Origin of the sequence: Salinivibrio sp. KP-1 (assembly GCF_000968645.1) — a bacterium.
Taxonomy (GTDB): domain Bacteria; phylum Pseudomonadota; class Gammaproteobacteria; order Enterobacterales; family Vibrionaceae; genus Salinivibrio; species Salinivibrio siamensis.
Genome location: NZ_LAQR01000048.1, coordinates 84,437 through 105,298 on the forward strand (window position 1 = coordinate 84,437; position 20,862 = coordinate 105,298).

The following is a 20,862-nucleotide window of genomic DNA, read 5'->3' on the forward strand; positions in this document are numbered from 1 at the left end:
GTTCTCTAAGAAAGTATTGAGAGGAAATGCTATGAATAAGCTTCTTGTCTTTTTTTGTTTTGTTTTTTTGTATGGGTGTAGCAATAAAGCAATTTACGAAGGTCTAATGAATAATGAGAAAAACCAATGTGCAAATAGACCGACAATGTCCTCTTACTACGAGTGTATGAAAGGAGCAGATACAAGCTATGAACAGTACAATCGTGATAGAGAGAGAGAAGCTGATGCAGATAAAGTATATATAAATGATTAAATTGATATTAATGTTGATACAACTTATGGCATTGTGCTTACGGAAAACGAATCAACTTCCGCGCACAAAATAATGAGATGGCACTCGGTGCAATTAGAGCGATTCAAGCCTCTAATAAGAGTGTTCTATTTGTCGGGTTTGATGGTAATGAAACTGAAAAGAGCATGGCGTCGTTACAATATCTGGGTAATTTTTAATGTTGTTTTAGCCTCTTCGATCGTGCTCTTTGCTTGCTATTCTTACTACAACTGGTCATCTCTAGTGTTAGCCGCTAAAAAGGAGCAGGAAAACCATGTAAGACTGCTCAATAATTCCGTCATGTCTTATCTGAAGACACAAGATTCCCTTTTAGATGTATTGGGAAAGCAGCTTATTTATCAAAATGGTTTTCCCACCCGCCCAATACATGTCTCTCTGCTCGATAATATCATGGAAACCTACCCCGCGTTCATTGGTCTGGGTTTGGCTGATTATGATGGGAAAGCATTGATGGTCAGCTCTAACTTCGATCTTAACCATTTACCTAACTTAATGGAGCTGGCACAAACTAGAGTGTCTTACATGGAAGCGAGAGATAGTGATAAGATACATGCAGGTCCAACCTATACAGTCAACAGCCTGGACAGTCAAGCATTGGCCATTCCCGTTCGTAAAGCTATTTACTTGAACGACTCAGACAAGGCCGTGGCGGTAATGACAGCGGGAATTAGGCTTGACAAAGCCTCTCTTTTTAAAGACTACAAGCAAACAAATCAAACTCAAATCATCGAGATCATCCGTAAAGACCGCTACCCTTTGTTTACGACAGATAAAAGCACTCTTTATACTCAGCCTATCGAGCAACACTACTACAGCGAGTTAATGAAAAGACGCCATGGCAGTGATGCTATTTCATCTTTTGACTTCGTTGACTCACATTCAGAGACGTCACGTCAAGTAGTCACACTGTACAACAGCTACCTAGATTTTTGGTTTGTCTCGAAACTTGATAAACAAATAATCCATGAGACGTTTTATCACAGAATGATGCTTAGCCTCGCTCTCTTCACTTTTTACTTGATCTGGATTTTTAAACTCACCCAATCAGTTGCCAACGCAGAAGAGAAAAAGCAAGATGAGCTGATGAAGCTCGCCCACCTTGATTCTTTGACGGGAATAGGCAATCGCTATTTCGCGATAAAAAAGATCGATCAAGCAATTATAAGCAGTGCCCAAAGCGGACATTATTATGGCATTGTGTTTCTTGATATAGATAACTTTAAAAAAATTAATGACACCTACGGACATGAGCATGGTGACATCCTGTTGAAGGAGGCCACACAACGTATTCTCCATTATTTACGAAAGCATGACTATCTCACTCGCTTTGGGGGCGATGAATTCGTAATTTTATTACCAACCTTTGAAGTGGATTTACTTGCTGCTCAAGAGCAAGTCACATCCATTACTTCGAGGATACGCCAAGGACTCTCTGAGGTCTACAAATTTGAGTATTATGAGTACAATAGTAGCGCCAGTGTTGGAATTGTACTATTTAATAACGCATCTCAAACGAGCTACGAGTTACTCAAACAAGCCGACATTGCGATGTACCATGCAAAGCGCTCGGGTAAAAATAGAATCAGCTTCTTCAGGCCTGAGATGCAAAAGGCGGTATTTTCTAATTTTGAGTTAGAAAGAGACTTACGAGCGGCATTAAACAAGGAGCAATTTGAGCTCTACTATCAACCACAAGTAAATAAAGATGACATCGTTATTGGAGTTGAAGCACTCATTCGCTGGAGACACCCCCTAAAAGGCTTAGTTAGTCCTTATCATTTCATTTCTTTGGCCGAGAGCATAGGACTAATAATACCTATAGGTGAATGGGTACTCAAAACGGCTTGCAAGCAATTGGCTAAGTGGCAAGGTGACTCGACCAAATCCCATTTATCGATTTCAGTCAATATCAGCTACCAACAGTTCCACTCGAATAACTTTTCTAAGGTCATTCAAAAGCTAATTAAGAAATATGACCTCCCTGCCGGTAAGCTAAAGTTAGAGTTGACAGAATCCATGGTAGCTGATGACGTAGGGCGAGTAATACAATGCATGAACGAACTCCAAGCCTTAGGTGTTGAGTTCGCTTTAGATGACTTTGGTACAGGATACTCGTCATTGAGCTACCTTAAACAGCTTCCTATTAATCAGCTAAAGATCGACAGGTCTTTCATCTGTGAAATTGAGTCGAAGCCAAATGCCCGATCGATTATTGAGACGATTATTTCGTTATCCAATATTCTTGGATTGTGTATAGTTGCTGAAGGCGTCGAAACGAAATACCAACGAGATTATCTCGAATCATTAGGATGTATCGTGTATCAGGGTTATTACTACTCTCAGCCTCTACCCGTTGAAGAAGCTGAGAGTTACATAGAGAGCACTCATTTTTCTAGCTTGTAACTTGCGTCATCACTCCTAATGGTTTGCGCACTTACCAAAAATCGAGCTCCCATGTTATACGTACACATAAGCCCTGTAATGAAATTGCACTCAAATTTGCACTGCTAACAAGTATGCGGATCGGAGAAATCACCAGTTCGAAATGGGAGTATCTAGTACTTATGATTAGATTTCGATGACAACTAACGTAAGGTACACTCTGACGGCCCTCCCAGACTTGAACTGGGGACTAATCGATTGTGAATCACGGATTGAAGATCCGCAGCCAGAGGGGCTAGACAAACCACCTGTAGTCTTAAAATAAAATGTATCAAAGCTCCGGTAAGTCTTTCACACTTCACGGCCAAAATATTAGCTACCGCTCACTCTGTGATATTCGCTCCAAAAAAAGCGGCTATCAAGCCGCCTTCTCCCCAACCAAATACTTACTCAACGCATGCACCGCTTCGTCGTGCGCTACATCAAGCCGCCACAGCGTATGCGTAAAAACCGGCACCAGCTCATCGCGCCAAAGCTTCTCGGACATTCGCAACCCATTGCTCCGTAGCATCTTCTTCAAGTCATCCGCAGTCAGTCGCAACGCACCACGCCCTTGACATGCCCCACAAGTATTCATCTTCACTTGCCCAGTCCCGGCGCATTTCGGACACTTGGTACTCTTACTCGCCTGCTTCTCTGCGTATGTATCAAGCCGCGCCCGCTCTGCTTCAACAAGCCCATTCAGCCGTGCAATTTCTCCCTGATAATGTTTTTGCCTAAACTCGCTCGTCGCCGCCAGCTCCTGCTTCTCAGCTTTCGCTATGCTCAACTTGTACCCACGAATAAGCCGCTTGCTCCGCTTGGCTTGTTCACTGTGCGACTTCCACAGAGTCTTCAGTTTGCGCGCCTGGTCAAGCGTCGGCGTACCATGAAACGCATCTATCGCGGTCAGCACGATATGCTTGCCCAGGTCTTTACGGACATTCTCTCCCTGCCTGAGTTCGTCGAGCAGTCGTTGCTCAATCCGCTCCCGAGCTTGCGCGTCATCAAGCCACCGCCACATGATGGCATCACTACCCAAAGGATGTTCGCGCTGCAACTTACCCAACACGCCCAAAATCACATCACCAGTCAGTGTCTGGCGCCCACGTTGCATGCTTGGCGTCTTCTCCAAATGCATACGAATAAACAGTTCTAGTCCTTGGCTCATGCGGCACCTCCCAATGTCGGCCCCTGCAATTGGCCGGTTAAGTATTCAGTAATCAGTGTTTTCATTTCGTCTGCGCTATAGCAGTAGACGAATAGATAGCTTTGGCTAGTCAATCGCATTTCCCACTTGCGCTGGTCGGCGCTAATGCGTCCGCCACCCGGCTCTTTCGCTTCAATGCGCAGGCCGTGATAGCCGCAGGCCGCGACATCGAGAATGTAGTCTGGGTAACCTGGCTGACCACCAAGGCGATAAAAATCAGCTCGGGCTTTCTTGCCGCGTTTGCCTTCGTTTGGCACATGCGTCAAAAAATCACCCACGGTAATGCCAGCAATCACGGTTTTGCGCGCCCACTTCACCAGTTCTGCGCACTCTTCGGTTTCAGCCTCACGGCGCACTTTCTTCACGCTGCCGCCCTGCTGCTTAATCCGTCCCAGCTTGCGCTCTAGAGAATAAACGTTGTCATCAAACATACTTGGCCCCCTTAATCTCAATAACGCCGTCACGCACGCGGCGCATCAGCGTGATGTGCAATGCGCGCAGCATGTACTGCTCGCGCTCTCCTGAGTCGAACTCGTAACCGATTCGGCCATCAATGACATCATGGCAAGCAGAGCACGCATCGACGCCCCAAATATCATCGGATTTGTACGCCATTCCGTGGGTTTCGCTTGGCAGGTGCGCAAACACGACAGTTTCAGGGTTGTAATTACACACCCCGACAATCTGCAGTGCGCATTGCTGTCCACGCGCCGCGTCAGTAAGTTTCTTGCTGCGTAACGCAGGTGCTTTCGCCTTCATGCAAACCCCAGCAATGTGTTAACTGCATTATCGACCTGGCCCATATCTTCAAAATGGCCATGCAGTATGTGATTCCAAATAACCGTCAGTGACGCGGTGTAGAGCTCATCGAACTCGCGCTCGTCCATCCGCGCAAAGCTGATCGATTTAGCCTCACGCTTCACGGTGCCATTTGGTAGCGTCACGGTTTTATAAAACCCCGCTTCCGCAACAACCCACTTCCGATAAGCCTCGAAACTCTTCTCCACTTCGATACTGGCGCGCTTTGCGGCCATGGCATCCAGGTAATTACTAGCCAGCTCTTGCAGCGCTTGCTCCGCGCCGCCTAATTTGCTCAGCTCTTTCGCAAATCGACATACCAGGTTGCGCTCATGCGGCGAGATAGCCCCACCTTTTGGCGTCCAGTAATCAAAGCCGAGATTCAGCAGCGCAAAAAATTTACGGTGAAATCGTGGGTTTCTATTCTCTTTAAAATGAGCTTCGAGCACTGTACCGACGCGCTTTTTATCGACTAATGACTTGTCATTATCCGTCAGCGGCATCAACGTACCGCCCGGTAGTTTTACGAGAGAGAGCTGCATCAGTCGTAGTCCCTCTCATTCCCGCAGAAAAACTTACCCAGCCACAGCACGTAACCAATGAGTGCGATTACAGCCCAAACAGCAAGGCCTATTTCTTGTACCGTCATGCCGCCTCCCGCTCTGCTTTTTCTTCCAGCCACGTGACGGGCACCAAGCGATACACATGCACAATCGTGCCGCGTTCGCTCGTGTAGTACGTTCGCTGTTTTACTAGGCCATGTTTACAGGGACTGACTTCGCGCAGCCTTGCCGAAATTGCGGCTTGCGTGTCCGGCGTATCGGGGAAGAAATATTGGATATCCGCTTCGATTTCTCTCAGCGTTTTCCATGCCGATCCACGCGCAATCGTTGCTACTCTGCTGAACTGCGTACCTTGTTTGAGTCGATACTTGCCCGATTTCACCCACCTAGCGGCATGCCTGCGAATCGCCATCATTTCTTTGAGCGGCGTTCGCATCGGGTGCTTTTCGATTAATGCCATTGGTCGTTACCTCACTTGTACTGCGTATCGAGGGGCACTACGCGGTTTTTGGCGCGCTGTGGGTACTGACCCACGTAAGCACCGCCGCGTTTAGTGATCACTGCAATATCTTCAAGCTTGCCGTTTGTGCCAAACCGTGCCGCGATTTCTCTGACAAACGGCATCATGCCGGCCTCAGTCAAAAGCTCGGCTGTTAGCTTGCGGTCATGCTGCATAGCCAAGCCTTGCGCGCTCGATATCGATGTAGCGCGCCACTACTTTTTCTGTTGGCATCAGCATGTGAATGCCAAAGTAGAAGCCACGTAATTGGGCGAATTGGCACATCACCACCGCGTTATCGCGCCCTTGCACGCCGCGTTTTTGCCAGCCACGAACGGTCACCTCCGATTTACCGGTGCAACCTGCGATCTCCTTAATGGCCTGGGCCTTGTCAGAACTGTGCAGTGATAGCAGACGCACGTATGCTACAAAGGCATCCGCCGCTAGCTCTGCGCGCATTTCGTCAGCGTTGAGCGAATTATTCATAACGGACTCCTTTTTTTCCGAGTTGTGCAATCCGTGCGAAAACACTCCCGCGCCGGAAATCTTCAGGCAATGGCTGCTCTGTCTGGCTGTTCCGAATATCGTTTTTGTGCACGCAGCTACGCGCTGGTAGCGCATACTGCGTGCTTGGCATGTCGCCGTTGCGCTCTCGCAGCTTCCAGTACCGAAACCGCTCGGCAAAGCGCTTCTCTGCTTGCGCTTCACTCAGGTCATGGCGAATGGCGTATGCCACGTCTTGGCGCACGAATTTTTCAACGTCGCTCTGTGCTGGCTTGCGGGCTATCAGTCGCTCGTAAGCTAGACGCCAATCCTCGGTATCGCACCAAGCAACAAACTTTCCGCAGCTTGGGAAAAAATCCGTTTCTTCTTGGCGTGCACGGTCAAGGCCAATGCGCACTTGCGTCATCGACACCACCCCGCCGCTGATCATCGCTTTCACGTAGTTTCGCTTGGCCAGTGCTACTGCTTTCTCGTTAGGCAGAGCACTGCGCCAGGCCGGGAAGATAGATTGCAGCTCATCAAAGATCTGGTTGATCACTCTCGCTGCAAAGCTCTCTTGGTCGTTTTGTTTCTCGCGGTAGTCACCGCCGCCAATGGGCAGCTTTCTGACGTTCGCACTCACTTTCCTCATGGTCATTGGTCGTTACCTCAGTAGTCCGAGCCGATGGCATCCAAGTTTCGGATCCAGCTCGTGTCTGTGTTATCTGGTACAAATGGGCCCGATTGCCCCGTCTTAGCCATGCCGGATCTCGACAAACGCGCCAGATTTAAATAGCCGTCAAATTTTGATGGCCGGAATAGCGTTGACGGTCGAAGGTATTGCGCCATTTTGGCGTCATGGCCCCATTCTTCGGTTTTGTGGTCGATGACTAGCATCAGATCTGGGACGGAATGGCCGTCGCTCAGACGGGCAGAGATGTGTTTAGCGTTGGATTTGCAGCTTTTGAATTTTGACTGGGTTCGCTGATTCAGATGTTCGATGACTTGCTTCACCTCGACGTCTCGGTCGGTCAGCGATTCATCGCTCGGCGAAGCCGACTCTACCTTGCTAGATCTCAGTACTTGCTTAGTATCAGTACTTACTAGTGTCGGCTCAGCCTGATTAGGCTTAGCCTGATTAGGGTTAGCCGTATCAGGAGTTTCGTTTTCGGGTTTACCCTGATCAGGGTTAGCCGTATCAGGTGAGTTGGCGGCATCCGCTGGCGTGTCATAAACCGTGTAAGTTATCTTGCCGGTTGCGTGTTTTTTAGTGACAACAAAGCCCGACTTCTTAAGCTCGCGGAGGATGTTATACACACCCTCTTTGCCCGTTTTCTTTTCCGTTCCATCGGTGACTTTCACTAGCTGCTCAACGCTCACTTTCCAGTGATCAGGCTTGGATAACAGGTACGACAAAAGGCCCATCGCTTGGAATGAGAGCTGATTGTCTGCATAAACCGTATTGTCTATCACAGTGAATCGTTGATTGCGCTTGGCTCTTACAATGCTCATAACTCAATAGCCCTTAATGCAGGCCCTGCCATTTCTTTGGCAACGGTGTGATGGCGGATGCATGCTGAGTCCCTGCCATCTCAGGGTCTCCCATCGCATTAAGCGTTAGTGATAGACGCATCTGTCCGGGACGAACGCCGCGGCGCTTGGCCGCTGCGTTAATCACAACTTCGTTAAACGTGCTAATGTCGCTCGCGTATTGCGCGTCACCGTCACCAACGTCGTCACGATTGAAAATTTCAGATAGCGCCGCTTCGGCGCTTTCATCGTTAAGCAGGCGTCTGATTGCGTCCTTCATTGCGTTACGACTCACAGCTCCCCCTCACGCTCAGCGTTATCTACAACAAGCGCGATGCGGCGCTCATGCGGTTGAATTGGACAGAACTCGCCCTCGATCGGCTCTCGCTCATGTTTATCAAGAGAGCGCTTATCGATTTCAGAGAAAAACTCAAGATTTGGCCGTTTTTGTTCACGCCACGCGGCCATGACTTCGTCATAAAGCAATGGATCATCGGCAAGCAAATCAATCACGGCATCGATTAGAAGCACGTTAGAAATAACTGCCTTTGGCTGCCCCAACTTCGCGCTAACCAGAGATAGCAAGTCATTCTCGTTTTCTGTAAATCGGACTTTCACTTGGCTATCTCGCACTTCATTAATCGATAAGCCAGGCTTGCCGATCAGCCGCTTCTGCTCCAGCTGGTCAAGCCGCTTGTGAATATAGGTTTTGGTCATTGGTCGTTACCTCGTTATTGGTCGTTGGTTTTTCTAAAACAAGCCTAAGGCCCTTCATATCCCTCTGATATGTCGTAGGGTTGTACTGATAAGGGATGTCGGGGCTTAGATGGCACAAAAGCGCAACGCGCTCTGGTACTTTTCTTTTCCAGTGCGCAGCTCGTTCGACGCCAAAGGCTTTGGCGATACGCGCCTCACTACCGAAAATGTTTATTAGCAGGTCGTACAGTTGGTCGTTTCGCGAGTTCATAGCTACCTCCGATACGTCCAAGTGTACGTTTACTTACATTTGCAGGCAAGTTTTTCTACGTAAGTTTTTATATTGAGTGATGTGCGAAAATGTAGAGAATTGTGTGAACATAACTAGGAGCGGCCAAATGCTTGACTTTGGCGGTAGGCTTAAAAAAAGACGTGATGAACTGGGGTTAACTCAAGATGATGTAGCGGCCGGTGTGACGAAGCTGGTTCCTGAGATCACCTTCAATAGGGTCACGGTATCAAACATTGAGAATGGCACTCAGAAAAGCGTCAAGGACCGTATCCTTCTGGCTCTAGTTAAGGTTTTGAAATGTTCACCTGACTGGTTAGTTTATGGAGAAGGAAGCCAAGAACAGTCACCAGCTCAGGGGAATATAGCGAAAGGTCCAATTGTAGAGCAAAAATGTCCTCTAATAAGTTGGGTACAGGCTGGGGCTTTTACGACCATACAAGAATTTTCTGAGCAGGATTATACGTATTACCCATGCCCTGCCAGATGCGGGCCTCGAACTTATATTCTAGAAGTTAGGGGAGATTCCATGTCGCCTCGGTTTGAAGAAGGTGACCTAATCTACGTAGATCCTGACATTGTCGAGCCAAATCATGGCAAATTCGTCATTGCTCAGCTTGAAGAATCCCCAGAGGCAACGTTTAAACAGCTACAAATACTTGATGGTCGAAAGCTATTAAAAGCTCTTAATCCAGACTACCCGCCAGAACTTAGGTACATTCAAATAAACGGGAACTGTAGGTTAGTTGGCACTGTAGTAGCCCATGTGAGACCCGTTTAGCTCCATCAACCCGCCTATATAACGGTGTTCCAACTTGTGAAGAAGCCCGCATTAGCGGGTTTTTTTTGTTTCATACCTTCCTCACTTCAACAAAATGTAAGTTTTTATACATTACCCATTGACAGAGTGGCGTAAGTTTCTATACATTAAAAAGTAGAAAAACAAACAAACGAAAAAGCCCCGCACAAGGCGGGGCTAGTTCGGGGAAGCGCAACGACCAAATCGAACTTCCCAGCCGCTTTCGCGGCTTGAGGTAACAACCAATCTCCACTGGGGGATTGGAGCCAGGTTAACGACCAAGAAAACCTGACAAGTAATGAGCTAACGACCAAGAAAGCTCACAACCAAATGATTGAAAACCACGACGCAGTAAGTTCATAGCTACGACGTGAGCCACAACCACGAGAGGATTGTAACATGATTCCAGGCATTGATAACCATTACGACGCTCAACTCGCAGAGCATACAAACAAGCTCGACCGCCAAGATGCTCGCGCCGATGAACTGAAGGCATTCATTGAGGATGGCAAAGACCGAATCTTGGGCAATAGAGAGTTCTGTGGCCTATCACTCAGTGACTTTGGCTCTTTCTACTTCGGCGACTTCCAAGAAGGAAAAGCTGCCGACGGCCTACTCAAGTTTTTGATGGACTACGACCCCGACGCGCCACACGTCATGCAAAAGCTACTTAGCTTACAAGCATTCGCATACAGCGCTCTAGATTCGTTCTTTGAAGAACACCGCCAGCGCATCGAACAAGCATTCGAGCTGCAGAACAGAGAGGCGGCCTGATATGAACCTCCAAGAGAAACAAGAGCAACTGCAAGCTATGTTCGAACCTGACGATATCGAATGGCGAGTACAGAGAGCCGGGATCGTCGGCGAAAAAGCTTGGCTAATGGCAGTCCCTTATATCACTGCACGTGCTGTTCAAGAACGTTTTGACGAGGTGTTTGGCCCATTCGGCTGGGAGCCAGTGTTTCGCGACATAGTCTCAGAAGGGAAAGTGATTGGCTGCCAGTGTGGCATTACCGTTCATACCGATAGCCGCAGTGTCACCAAATGGGACGCAAGCGAAAACACCAACATCGAGGCCATTAAAGGTGGTCGCTCCACCGCAATGAAGCGGGCTGCTGTTCAGTGGGGAGTTGGGCGCTACTTATATCAAATGGACACAACATTTGCTGAATGCCGAAAAACTACAGGCTTTCGCGACAAGCTTTACGGGAATATCCATGTGGTAAGGCAAAAAGGTAAACCGGATGAATATATCGATTGGCGGACGCCCTCTCTCCCTCATTGGGCCATTCCCAGGGAAGACCTTTCTCCCTACCTTGATGCAATTCGCAAGGCAGAAGATATGGATCAACTCTCGTGCGCTCTTGAGGGAGCAGTCAAAGCCATAAACGCAGCCCAGGATGCTAATGCGAAAAAAGAATTCACCAAGCTAAAGAAAGAGAAATACCAAGAGCTCAACTCTAAAGCTTCGGAGATCAACGAAAGAAAGACTGAAGAGTTGATGGCCAAAGCAAAAGAGCTTGAAAACCTTCTAGCGAATATCCCGACTAAGGGCGCTTTGTTTAATGCCTTCGAGAAAGGTATCGGTCAACTGCAGAAGCAAGCCAAGAAAGACGGGATATCGGCGGAGGGCGCAACGGATGCTTTGCGCAGCACCTACAAAGCACTGAAATCAAAAATGGATGAGGGTAACGACCATGACCAATAAGACTCAACTAGTGACACTTGAAGATATCACCAAAATGCCAGCAGCAACGGCAGTAGACGCCCTGCGCAGTAAAGAGAGTGTTCAGCCAATCATCGACCGTGTGCGCCGGGAAGCGACAAGCGAAGTTCTAGACGTCAACCAAAAGAAAGACCGCGAGAGAATGGGCTCTCTTGGTCGCAGCGTTAGCACAAGCAAGACAACACTCATTAAGGCTATCAAGGCGGCAATCTCTGATATGGAAGCCAAGGTGAAAGATGTTAAAGCGACCTGTAAATACGCAGAGGAAGAGCTTAACCAAATCCGTGACGAAGTACTGGCACCTCGCAAAGCTTGGGAAGAAGAACAAGCGCGGATCAAGAAAGCTCGCGAAGAAGAAATGCTCGGGCGTATCGACAATATCCGTGAAATGGGTAACCCGAATAACGCTGGAGACCTGTCGGCTCTGAAAGAGATGGCGAATGCACTGGAAGCTATGCCCATTACCAAAGAACACTTTGAGGAATTCTTAGGTGATGCCCTAGCCGCTCGTGACGATGCGCTGAAAAGCATCAACAACGCAATCATTACCCAGGTGGAGGAAGAGGCTCGAAACAAGGCGCTTAAAGAGCAAGAGCTGACTATTGCGATCAACAACATCAAGCTCAAGCCAACAGAGGCCTTCTCGAAAAACTCTTACGAAATTCAGGCAATGATGAGTGAGCTCGACACAATGCTCACTTCTATATCAGAAGACAAATTCGGCGAGCGCACACAAGAAGCAGAAAGCGCGGCAGCCCAGGCCAAGCATCAACTCCAAATGCTTTTTAACTCTAAGCGTCAGCAAGAGGCTGAAGAGTCAGCAAAAGTGGAGCAAGAACAGCAAAGTCGAGCGACCGTTACCCAAGAAGCGCAAGCCGCAACCCAAACGGTAGCACAGCCTCAAAATGTAGCCCCTGCCATGCAGAAAGCTACTGACCTGGCACCGAGTGCTAAGCAGCAAATCGATAACGGCATGGTTTCAATCTCAATGCGCGAGTACCGCCACTTGCAGCAGTGCGAAGCAGAGCTGGACGCACTTAAAGCGCACGGAGTTGATAACTGGTCTGGCTATGACGATGCCATGGCATCACTAAACGACCGCGCAGCATAACAATGCCCGCCCCTGGCTTCAGGGGCATCTATAAGCGCATTGCCGACAGTGTGCTTATAGATACCGCTCTTTAACAATTTGGAACGCGATGGAATACCAAACACAGACTGTCAGTAAACAAGAGGCGGCAGAGCTGGTTGAGTTATACCGACGGCGAGGCACAAAAGTGGACGTGCATTATTCAGGCGAGGAAGCACTGATCATCGTTCACCAGAACGGCAAACCCAAGCGGTATACGCACCACCTTTACCGCCGAACTAATTAACAAACGAGGTAACGACCATGACCGATGAAACGGAAAAGAAACCAGAGTACGACCGAGTAACCAACTTTCCCAAGTTAATGCAGGACATTGACGGCGGGGTTGTCGCTAACGTACTCGGGCTTGCTCTATCTAACGTGGGCCGCGCAGTGGCAGCGGCCAACAAACAGGGCGAAGTCACCATCAAGCTGAAGTTAAAGCCAGGTGGCAGCAGTGATAACTCATTCTTAGATGTTATCGCGGGCATCACCGTGGACGAGCCAAAGCTCAACTTCGGTAAGAAAAAAGAGGACTTCCAGTACCGCTCTATTGCCTACGTCGGAAAAGGCGGGAAGCTGACCTACGACCGCCCTAAAGAAGATGTTAACGGCCAAATAGCTTTCGATGAACCACGCAAACTCAAAGAGGTGCGCTAACCATGATGGACAAATCCGCAATCACGCAAATTCAAACCCTGGGCTCTGCACCAGAGTTGCTTAAGCAACTGACAGGTACTGGTTTCCCGGTTGCTGCCCTACCCGATAACTTCAACCTCCACTCACTTGAGCAGTATATGCCGCAGCGAAACCAATTTCGCGGGGTGATGAAAAGCAATCACATCGATGAGTTCATCAACTACGCGATCAAGTACGAACAAGACGGCGCACAGTGCTTTATTGATCCTGACGTGATGACCGCAGAAGCCATTTTCGACCTGGGTACCCAAAAAGAGCCTGGGCATTGTAAGCACCAGGCAAAACTAAAGCTCAAACCCACGGCCGATTTCCGAGCACTCAAAGAAATAGACGGTGAGCGTAACGCACAGAAAGTGCTTGCCGAATGGATTGAAGACTACAGCGGCAATTTACAGGCATTTGAAGGCAACGGAACGCCGATCGACATTTCCGTCGCCAGCGCAGCCGTTCGTAACATGACATTTGAGCACAAACGTGGCGGTGATTCTTCCGTTGAAGATTTTAGCGCCAGTCAGTCTGAATACGAGTCAATGGCGATCCGCACCAAAGAAGAATATCCGATGCCAGCGGTATTCAAGTTCACCTGCACTCCCTATCACGGACTGTCAGAGCGCAGCTTTGAGTTACGCATGAGCGCTATCGGCAACCAAACCCTAGTGCTTCGTATCAAAAAGCTCGAAGCGCACGTGGAAGCCATGGGCGAAGAGTTCAAAGGCATCATCATCGACAAGCTAACCAGCGAAGACGCTAAGCACATCAAGACGTTTATCGGCCAATTCGCAAGCTAAGCCAAACCTGGGGCTCCGGCCCCTTTTCAAACGACCAGCATGAGGTAACGACCAATGACCACACCATTTTCAGCACGACTACATCAAGCGCGCATTGACGCCGGGCTCACTCAGGTATCTGTGGCAAAGCAGCTCGACTGCGCCCGTCAAACCTATCTAGATCTTGAAACGGGAAAGACAGAGCCGCGGTTAAGCAGTATCGAGGCGCTATCCAAAATTCTTGGCGTCGATAAAAACTGGCTTGCGTTCGGTGAGAGATCTGGTGAGCCCTACCAGCCGGCCGTGATCAACATTGATGGCACTAAATACGTGCGTCGCGAGCAGGCTGCGTGAGGTTCCCAATGAGTAGAAAGACGAAAAAGCGGAACAAGAAATTCAACGCATTAACATCATTTCGCCGACTTGCTAGCGCTACAACTCATAACCTGGCTGTTGCGTGGGTTCAGGGTGAGAACAAAGAGAGCTGTGTATTCAACTTGAAGAGTGGCAAGCGCGAGAAGGTAACTCGCATGATGGCTCAGGCGCTTGGCGAAGCGCCTCACCAGTGGACGATATTGCTTGCTGTTTTCTGCCGCCGCCAAGATGGCCAAGAGTACGCCAAATACTTTGAAGTGCAGACAGGCGCGAACTATTACGAGAGCGATCTAATTGAAGCGATGCGAGAGCATCAGGATGCACTTATCGCACAACAAAACCCAGAGCACTTTATCTCCGCGGGATATATGGCATCACCCCACCCCATTGAATTCGACGAAAAGCAGGCCGGCAAAATTTTCGCGAGCATGGGCGGATGGGATTGCCTTTCGAAATGGGAAGCCAGAGAGCTTGGATTACTTAACGAGGAGGCTGCATGAGCTACAAACTGATTTACGCAGATCCACCATGGCGCTATCGCGACAGCGCGAACTCGGGAAAACGCGGCGCCAAGCATAAGTACCCGGTGATGAAGTTAGAAGATTTAAAACGCTTGCCTGTGTGGGATTTGGCTGACGAGCAATGCCTTCTTGCGATGTGGCATGTGCCAACAATGCCGATGGAAGCCGTCGAGCTTTGCCACGCATGGGGATTCCGCTTGATGACGATGAAGGGTTTTACTTGGCATAAGATTCACGCCAAAAGCGGCAAAGACTGCATGGGCATGGGCCATCTAACCCGTGGTAACTCCGAAGATATGCTATTTGGCGTGAAAGGCAAGCTGCTAGAGCGATTGGATGCCGGGATCATTCAGCATGTCACTGCGCCACGAGGACAGCATAGTGAGAAGCCGGCAGTGTTTCGCGATTTACTCACAGAGCTAGTTGGTGGCGTACCGCGGATAGAGCTGTTTGCTCGTCAAAACATTGAGGGATGGGATGCTTGGGGTGATGAGTGTGAATCTACTGTAAAGCTTGTCTGCTCGACCTTTGATCGGTCTAAAACATCGAGCTTTCTGTGACATGCGTGCACTCTTGACAAGCTAACTGATTTGAAAAGACCTTCATTTTAAGCCATAATCAACAAAATTTTGTACAAAGGTGGTCAAATTGCTTACTAAACTCCTATTCAGTAACTTTTACTCGTTCGCAGAGGAGCAGGAGTTGTCATTTGAAGTCGGAAAAAAGCCTTCCGCTTCTTATTATGACATTGATGCACCATCTGGAGAGCGTGTTAATAAGGTAGCGGCAGTCGTTGGTGCCAATGGCGCTGGCAAAACCCAATTCCTTCGTCCATTAGCTTTTTTAAGCTCATTCATTATTGATTCGGCTTTTGATCTCAAGCCGGATGAGGCTATCCCTTTTATCCCACATCAACTATTTAGAGATAAGCCAACTTCCTTTGAGCTTCATTTTACACTAGCCGAGCAGGAGTATAAGTATATTATCTCACTGACTAGGAAGCGTATAATTAGTGAGGCTTTATACAAAAAAACCAGCCGAAGTTTTTCATATGTTTTTGTCCGCGAGCTGGATGATAATGGGGGCTATACGTTTAAGCAGAAAGGTTTTGGTTTCTCTGTCACACAAGGAAAAAAAGTAAGAGAGAATGTATCAGTAATATCAGCGGCATACCAACAAAACGTATCTACCGCTAATGATATATATGAGTTTTTCAAAAAATTTGTTTCTAACCTTACCTTCAGAGGTCGTAGACATTTTCATGAGGCTGCAATAGTAGAGGTCGCCGAGTACCTAAGAGATAATGAAACATTGATGGATATGGTGCACCAGGCTATATTCGATCTCGATCTTGGAATTGATGACATTGAATATAAAGAGCATACTTTTAACGATGAAAGTGGGAAAGAAATAACATTTCCTTTCCCATATGCTGTACATAAATGTGAGAATGGTGCTTTTTCTCTACCTCTTTTTGAAGAATCAAGTGGCACAAAAGCCCTCTTCGTGCTTTTAAGACGAGTTGCTCCCGTGCTGCAATTTGGGGGCATTGCAGTACTAGATGAGATTGACAACGATCTTCATCCACACATGCTTCCCGTTATTTTAGATTGGTTCAAGCACAAAGAAACCAATCCTAATGACGCTCAGTTGATATTTACTTGCCACACTCCAGAAGTCTTGAATATCTTAAAGAAGCATCAAGTCTATCTAGTGGAGAAAGAGAACTTAGCAAGTGAAGCGTGGAGGCTGGATGAAATGGTCGGCATTAGAGCAGATGATAATCTTTATGCTAAGTACCAGGCAGGCGCGCTAGGTGCAGTACCAAACGTTTAGGGAGAGATGGCAGCATGTCGAAGCCAAAACGAAGAGCCGGCCGAAAAAGTCGCAGGGTTAGCGTCACATCTTTATTGATTGTTGGGGAAGGAGTCCACGATAGAGCTTTCCTAAATCACATGAAAGGCCTTTACGATGATAGGCATAACGGCCAAACCATCAAGGTTGAATCATCTGACGGGGGATCACCTGGGAATATTATCAGAGCAGCGTGTAAACAAAAAGAGGCAGCCTATGACCGACGCTTTGTTCTCATGGATGGTGATGTAGAGATCACAGAAAAAGACTGGTCATCTGCTAAAAAACACGGTATCGAAATTATTATCTCTAACCCTGTGTGTCTCGAAGGTATGTTGCTATCTGTTTTGGGGGAAAGAGCGGGGGTGGATGGCTCTCAGTGCAAAGCGAAGCTTAAGCCATATTTGGGAGGCCCGCCTACCAACAAAGCAAGTTACGAGAAGTCATTCCCAAAACCTGTTCTCGATGAAACAGATAAAGAGGAGATAGTGAAATTGAGAGCTCTAATGTCTAACTCGACTCAATAAGATACTGTCAATACTAACGATCGGCTAATCATTATCTCTTCTAGTTTGAAAAAGCGGCCCTAGCCTCCAGAGGTCGCTATTCGGACAACAAAGCGGACAAGAATGTTATCCCTCTCCAGCGAAAAATAGGAATCCCCATGCCCGAACAAACATTAACCTTTGATTGGTCTAACCCGACAACTAGTGAGCGGCTTCCGCCAGACACTCTGAACAGAGCTCGATATGCTTCATTCTTACATAATTACCTGGTTGATGTATCAAAAAATGGGGGTTACGTTCTTAATTTAAACGCTAGCTGGGGAGCCGGAAAGACCTTCTTCATCAAGCGGTGGCTGGATAGCATTGAAGATACTCACCCTGTAGTTTACATAGATGCATGGAAGCAAGATTATTCAGATGATCCAATGTTGACTGTTGTATCATCTTTAATAGATGCTCTTAAATGTCAGCTTCCCCCAGAAAACCAATCAATAGATAACATTGTAAAAACATCAGCTAAATTCTTAAAAACAGCTGCACCTATATTAACCCGAGCTTTGTTTAAAAAAGCTACAGGTATCGATATCCACGCTTTTTCAGATACAGGAGGTGGCCCTGAAAGCGAGCAGCTTGAAGAGGTGGATTCCTCAGAGGCCATAAGCGAGTCTGCAGCTAAATTAGCCAAGTGCTTAGTCGATGAGCATAATGAAAAGCTACATTCTATTCAATATCTTAGAGAACAGATTGAGATATTAGTTACAGCCGTCATATCACATAAGAATAAACTTAAATCACCTGCTTTCGTATTTATCGACGAATTAGATCGTTGTCGCCCGAGCTATGCTGTTGAAATGCTAGAAGTCGTTAAACACTTTTTCGAGCTAGATAATATTGTTTTCGTTGTAGCGACGGATACAGAGCAACTTCAGCATACCGTCAAAGCAGTATACGGCAAAGACTTTGATGCCAAGAGGTACTTAGGGCGATTTTTCCGCCGTAGATACACTTTAACGCCCACCTCGCTGTACGCTTTTTCTGCCAGCGTTATTGAAAAATACCATAATAAGGAAAGTGTCAATCTCTCTGGGCACACCCCTTATATTAATGGCCTACCTGAAGTCGCATGCACTATATCTACTACTGCATCTATGTTCAGTCTTTCACTACGAGATACCGAACAGCTCGTTGATAAATTTTTGTCAGTGCTTAGCAATACAGAAAAAACACTCAGTCCTCATTTATTACTTATCCTATTCGTTTTATATGAGGCAAACAAAAAACTGTATGAAAAATGGATAGAGGCCTCGCCAGAAACTAGCTTCAAAGAAGCTATCAGTAGCATGGGATATAGTCACCTAGGGTTTTATATTGACTACCATGAAAACATGCAAGACTTGGTGCCTATTGATGCGCAAGAGACAATTAGAAAAGTTAAGATTGATCTATGTACACTTCTCGAAACTGCTAATATGGCATGCAGTGAATATGACAACGCTAAAAAAACAGAAAACTATGAGTGGCTAGAATTAAGTGTACCAGATCCATCTGGTTATGAAGACAGTATAAAAATCTCATTCCAACAATCTTTGTTTAACTTAAAGGCGACTAAGGCAGATTATAAAAACTGGGTGGAGCTAGCAATATCATTCGATCAGTAAATGACACATGAATAATATAGCAGTCCCTTCCATAACCACAAGGCGCGACTTACCTTCAACCAAGGAGGTCGCCCATGCTATGTACTCGATGCCAAACCAGCGAAGCTATTGCCCATACACGCTTCGACTCATACTGTGAAAGCTGCAGCCTAGACGTCGCACTGGGCCTGCTCTCTGCATGTCGTCTATCTGATACCGCAATCAAAGCCCTTATTGCGTCTGGCTGGGATATGCCAGTCACCACACTCCCTCACTACTCTGCAACCGACATAGCAAAAGAGATCGGTGTCTCTCCCCAGAGAGTGGGCCGAGTGGCCAACGCAAATAATCTTAAACGCCAAGAGTTCGGTGAATGGCGGCTCGACCAGGCCGCCAATAGCAAAAAGCAAATCGAAACCTTTTGGTACAACGACCAAGGCCGAAAACGGCTATTACAACTCTTTGAGGTAACAACCAAATGACCAAACCAATAGAACTCGTACAGCCCAATGATTGGGTTGAATTATCTTTACTAATCAAATTGACCGGGCTAAGCGCACGAACAATCGAAGATTTTCGTCTTGGCCGATGGAATGAAGGCGTTGAATACATCCGGGTATCACCATCCGGCAAGCAGAATGGCCGCAAGATAATGTACAACCGCAAGGCCATTGACGAATACTTCAACTATGCCCAGAGGATCGCGTGATGACACCAGAAGGCGTGGAAGTTCGTGGTACGTCAATTCGTATCTGGTTTTTGTACCGCGGCAAACGTTGCAAAGAAACACTTAAAGGCTGGAAGGCGACGCCGGCCAATATTCGCAAGGCGGGACGGCTGCGCGCCGTCATCGTCTCTGAAATATCAGACGGCACCTTTGACTACCTGGCGCGATTTCCCAACTCCAAGAGAGCGTTAGAGCTGGGTAACGTTGAGTCATTGGGGAGGTCTATGACTGTCAAAGCGCTATTTGAACGCTGGCTTAAGACCAAAGAATCTATCAATACCCAAACGACTATCAGAAGCAAGCGACACATAGCTCTAACGTGTACACGCCTACTCGGCGAAGAAAAGCTCGTTGTGAATGTGAATTATGAGGACGCACTAAAGTTTCGTCATGAGCTACTTACAGGAGAAAAGTCCTACAAACGAATTGCTGGCGTAAAAGGTCGCGCCAGTAGTACGGTTAACGCCTACATGTCGATTTGTTCAGAGGTGTGGAATTTTTCAAAGAAGTCCGGATACCTCGAAAACAATCCATTCGAAAAAATTAAGGGGCTGCCGATCGATGGAAGAGAGCCCGACCCGCTTGAATACAATGAGTTTTCTCGCTTGATCAATCACCCTGCTATTAAAGCGCACGAACGTAACCTCTGGACCGTCGCCATCTACACGGGGCTTCGGCATGGTGAGATTTGTGCATTGGCTTGGGAGGACATAGATTTAGAAAAAGGCATGCTTTATGTGTCACGAAATCTGACATCCGGCGGGTACTTCAAACTGCCGAAAACCAAATCAGGCGAGCGCACAATCACTTTGCTCCAGCCTGCGATTGACGCATTAAAGAGCCAAAAGGCCATAACGTTTCTTCGCTCAGCACATGAGATCTCTGTCCAACAACGAGAGCCAGGAAAAACCAGGCATGAGCGTTGCCATTGGGTGTTTCTCACGCGAAACGGCAGTCATTACAGCAAGCACGGGCTCTCTAGCATGTGGAACAGTTGCATGCGGCGAACAGGCATTCGCCGTCGCAGCCCGTATCAAACAAGACATAGCTATGCATGTTGGATGCTCACTGAGGGAGCAAATCCAAGTTGGATCGCTTCGCAAATGGGGCACAAAAATGCAACCTTAGTGCTTACGACATATGGCAAGTTCATGCCTAGCAGGAGTGTAGACCAAGCGAATTACCTTAACCAAAGGCTCGCAGCTGTGTCCCATACGTGTCCCATTGATGAATCTTACTCACGAAAAAACCAAGCAGGGCGGGGAAGCGAGGAATAAGCACGGTTTTGTTGTTCAAAATGGAGCAACAAGTCCGTATCAGCCAGGATAAGAGGGCGGATCA

Annotated in this window: 29 protein-coding genes and 1 pseudogene; 19 read left to right on the forward strand and 11 right to left on the reverse strand. The window is 47.5% G+C overall.

The window, feature by feature from the left end; genetic code table 11:
* Positions 1 to 31 precede the first annotated feature (31 nt).
* From WN56_RS13770 to WN56_RS17235, 3 genes and pseudogenes are all read left to right on the forward strand, one after another.
* Positions 32 to 253 carry a hypothetical protein gene (locus WN56_RS13770; RefSeq protein WP_046075554.1) on the forward strand — a complete coding sequence of 74 codons (222 nt, stop codon included), beginning with the start codon at positions 32 to 34 and terminating at the stop codon, positions 251 to 253.
* A 62-nt stretch (positions 254 to 315) separates the two neighbouring features.
* Positions 316 to 405 (forward strand): annotated as a pseudogene (locus tag WN56_RS17230) (D-ribose ABC transporter substrate-binding protein); the annotation flags it as partial.
* 1 nt (position 406) lies between these two features.
* The gene (locus tag WN56_RS17235) at positions 407 to 2,695 is read left to right on the forward strand and encodes an EAL domain-containing protein (RefSeq protein WP_369795719.1); all 2,289 of its coding nucleotides are present in this window, start codon (positions 407 to 409) and stop codon (positions 2,693 to 2,695) included.
* Between the two features lie 397 nt (positions 2,696 to 3,092).
* Here the strand turns inward: WN56_RS17235 and WN56_RS13780 are convergent, their stop codons facing one another.
* The 11 genes from WN56_RS13780 to WN56_RS13830 form a co-directional block, all read right to left on the reverse strand.
* The gene (locus WN56_RS13780; RefSeq protein ID WP_052708099.1) at positions 3,093 to 3,884 is read right to left on the reverse strand and encodes a TIGR02642 family protein; all 792 of its coding nucleotides are present in this window, start codon (positions 3,882 to 3,884) and stop codon (positions 3,093 to 3,095) included.
* Positions 3,881 to 4,354: a VRR-NUC domain-containing protein gene (locus WN56_RS13785; RefSeq protein WP_046075556.1), complete on the reverse strand. Its 474-nt coding sequence runs from the start codon at positions 4,352 to 4,354 to the stop codon at positions 3,881 to 3,883. The genes WN56_RS13780 and WN56_RS13785 overlap by 4 nt, the downstream gene beginning before the upstream one ends.
* Positions 4,347 to 4,682 (reverse strand): DUF1364 domain-containing protein, encoded by a 336-nt coding sequence (locus WN56_RS13790; protein ID WP_046075557.1) that lies wholly within the window; start codon positions 4,680 to 4,682, stop codon positions 4,347 to 4,349. The genes WN56_RS13785 and WN56_RS13790 overlap by 8 nt, the downstream gene beginning before the upstream one ends.
* A complete protein-coding gene (locus tag WN56_RS13795) occupies positions 4,679 to 5,263 on the reverse strand; it encodes a DUF1367 family protein (RefSeq protein ID WP_046075558.1) in 585 nt (194 codons plus the stop codon). The genes WN56_RS13790 and WN56_RS13795 overlap by 4 nt, the downstream gene beginning before the upstream one ends.
* Positions 5,264 to 5,366: 103 nt before the next feature.
* Positions 5,367 to 5,744 (reverse strand): hypothetical protein, encoded by a 378-nt coding sequence (locus tag WN56_RS13800; RefSeq protein ID WP_052708100.1) that lies wholly within the window; start codon positions 5,742 to 5,744, stop codon positions 5,367 to 5,369.
* Positions 5,745 to 5,755: 11 nt separating this feature from the next.
* Entirely contained in the window at positions 5,756 to 5,959 is a 204-nt protein-coding gene (locus WN56_RS13805) for a hypothetical protein (RefSeq protein WP_046075559.1), read from the reverse strand.
* Entirely contained in the window at positions 5,949 to 6,269 is a 321-nt protein-coding gene (locus WN56_RS13810; protein WP_046075560.1) for a hypothetical protein, read from the reverse strand. The genes WN56_RS13805 and WN56_RS13810 overlap by 11 nt, the downstream gene beginning before the upstream one ends.
* Entirely contained in the window at positions 6,262 to 6,924 is a 663-nt protein-coding gene (locus WN56_RS16625; protein WP_052708101.1) for a replication protein P, read from the reverse strand. The genes WN56_RS13810 and WN56_RS16625 overlap by 8 nt, the downstream gene beginning before the upstream one ends.
* An 11-nt stretch (positions 6,925 to 6,935) precedes the next feature.
* Positions 6,936 to 7,778, reverse strand: coding sequence for a conserved phage C-terminal domain-containing protein (locus WN56_RS16630; RefSeq protein WP_052708102.1), 843 nt, complete (start codon positions 7,776 to 7,778; stop codon positions 6,936 to 6,938).
* Between the two features lie 13 nt (positions 7,779 to 7,791).
* Positions 7,792 to 8,091 carry a hypothetical protein gene (locus tag WN56_RS13825; RefSeq protein WP_156146685.1) on the reverse strand — a complete coding sequence of 100 codons (300 nt, stop codon included), beginning with the start codon at positions 8,089 to 8,091 and terminating at the stop codon, positions 7,792 to 7,794.
* The gene (locus tag WN56_RS13830) at positions 8,088 to 8,513 is read right to left on the reverse strand and encodes a hypothetical protein (protein ID WP_046075562.1); all 426 of its coding nucleotides are present in this window, start codon (positions 8,511 to 8,513) and stop codon (positions 8,088 to 8,090) included. The genes WN56_RS13825 and WN56_RS13830 overlap by 4 nt, the downstream gene beginning before the upstream one ends.
* A gap of 377 nt (positions 8,514 to 8,890) precedes the next feature.
* On the opposite strand from WN56_RS13830, the gene WN56_RS13835 reads away from it, so the two are divergent.
* The 16 genes from WN56_RS13835 to WN56_RS13905 all read left to right on the forward strand — a co-directional run bounded on the left by WN56_RS13835 (position 8,891) and on the right by WN56_RS13905 (position 20,798).
* Entirely contained in the window at positions 8,891 to 9,562 is a 672-nt protein-coding gene (locus WN56_RS13835; protein WP_046075563.1) for a S24 family peptidase, read from the forward strand.
* A gap of 417 nt (positions 9,563 to 9,979) precedes the next feature.
* On the forward strand, positions 9,980 to 10,354 hold the full coding sequence (locus WN56_RS13840) for a hypothetical protein (protein ID WP_046075564.1): 375 nt from the start codon (positions 9,980 to 9,982) through the stop codon (positions 10,352 to 10,354).
* Between the two features lies 1 nt (position 10,355).
* Positions 10,356 to 11,288, forward strand: coding sequence for a Rad52/Rad22 family DNA repair protein (locus WN56_RS13845; protein ID WP_052708103.1), 933 nt, complete (start codon positions 10,356 to 10,358; stop codon positions 11,286 to 11,288).
* A complete protein-coding gene (locus WN56_RS13850; protein WP_046075565.1) occupies positions 11,278 to 12,417 on the forward strand; it encodes a hypothetical protein in 1,140 nt (379 codons plus the stop codon). The genes WN56_RS13845 and WN56_RS13850 overlap by 11 nt, the downstream gene beginning before the upstream one ends.
* 88 nt (positions 12,418 to 12,505) lie before the next feature.
* Positions 12,506 to 12,682: a hypothetical protein gene (locus tag WN56_RS16900; protein WP_156146686.1), complete on the forward strand. Its 177-nt coding sequence runs from the start codon at positions 12,506 to 12,508 to the stop codon at positions 12,680 to 12,682.
* Between the two features lie 17 nt (positions 12,683 to 12,699).
* Positions 12,700 to 13,095 (forward strand): hypothetical protein, encoded by a 396-nt coding sequence (locus WN56_RS13855; protein ID WP_046075566.1) that lies wholly within the window; start codon positions 12,700 to 12,702, stop codon positions 13,093 to 13,095.
* A 2-nt stretch (positions 13,096 to 13,097) separates the two neighbouring features.
* Positions 13,098 to 13,922 (forward strand): DUF2303 family protein, encoded by an 825-nt coding sequence (locus WN56_RS13860; RefSeq protein ID WP_231637456.1) that lies wholly within the window; start codon positions 13,098 to 13,100, stop codon positions 13,920 to 13,922.
* A gap of 54 nt (positions 13,923 to 13,976) precedes the next feature.
* Complete coding sequence (locus WN56_RS13865) at positions 13,977 to 14,255, forward strand: helix-turn-helix transcriptional regulator (protein ID WP_046075567.1); 279 nt, start codon at positions 13,977 to 13,979, stop codon at positions 14,253 to 14,255.
* A gap of 176 nt (positions 14,256 to 14,431) precedes the next feature.
* The gene (locus WN56_RS13870) at positions 14,432 to 14,776 is read left to right on the forward strand and encodes a hypothetical protein (protein WP_156146687.1); all 345 of its coding nucleotides are present in this window, start codon (positions 14,432 to 14,434) and stop codon (positions 14,774 to 14,776) included.
* Positions 14,773 to 15,357, forward strand: coding sequence for an MT-A70 family methyltransferase (locus WN56_RS13875; RefSeq protein ID WP_046075569.1), 585 nt, complete (start codon positions 14,773 to 14,775; stop codon positions 15,355 to 15,357). Before WN56_RS13870 ends, WN56_RS13875 begins: the two co-directional genes overlap by 4 nt.
* Positions 15,358 to 15,499: 142 nt before the next feature.
* Positions 15,500 to 16,633, forward strand: a complete 1,134-nt coding sequence (locus tag WN56_RS13880; protein WP_197075766.1) for an ATP/GTP-binding protein — start codon at positions 15,500 to 15,502, stop codon at positions 16,631 to 16,633.
* A 14-nt stretch (positions 16,634 to 16,647) separates the two neighbouring features.
* The gene (locus tag WN56_RS17000; protein ID WP_046075571.1) at positions 16,648 to 17,178 is read left to right on the forward strand and encodes an RloB domain-containing protein; all 531 of its coding nucleotides are present in this window, start codon (positions 16,648 to 16,650) and stop codon (positions 17,176 to 17,178) included.
* Positions 17,179 to 17,315: 137 nt separating this feature from the next.
* Positions 17,316 to 18,815 (forward strand): P-loop NTPase fold protein, encoded by a 1,500-nt coding sequence (locus WN56_RS13890; protein ID WP_046075572.1) that lies wholly within the window; start codon positions 17,316 to 17,318, stop codon positions 18,813 to 18,815.
* Between the two features lie 74 nt (positions 18,816 to 18,889).
* Positions 18,890 to 19,276, forward strand: a complete 387-nt coding sequence (locus WN56_RS16640; protein WP_052708104.1) for a hypothetical protein — start codon at positions 18,890 to 18,892, stop codon at positions 19,274 to 19,276.
* A complete protein-coding gene (gene xisR / locus WN56_RS13900; RefSeq protein WP_046075573.1) occupies positions 19,273 to 19,503 on the forward strand; it encodes an excisionase family protein in 231 nt (76 codons plus the stop codon). The genes WN56_RS16640 and xisR overlap by 4 nt, the downstream gene beginning before the upstream one ends.
* Positions 19,503 to 20,798, forward strand: coding sequence for a site-specific integrase (locus WN56_RS13905; protein WP_052708105.1), 1,296 nt, complete (start codon positions 19,503 to 19,505; stop codon positions 20,796 to 20,798). The genes xisR and WN56_RS13905 overlap by 1 nt, the downstream gene beginning before the upstream one ends.
* Positions 20,799 to 20,862 lie beyond the last annotated feature (64 nt).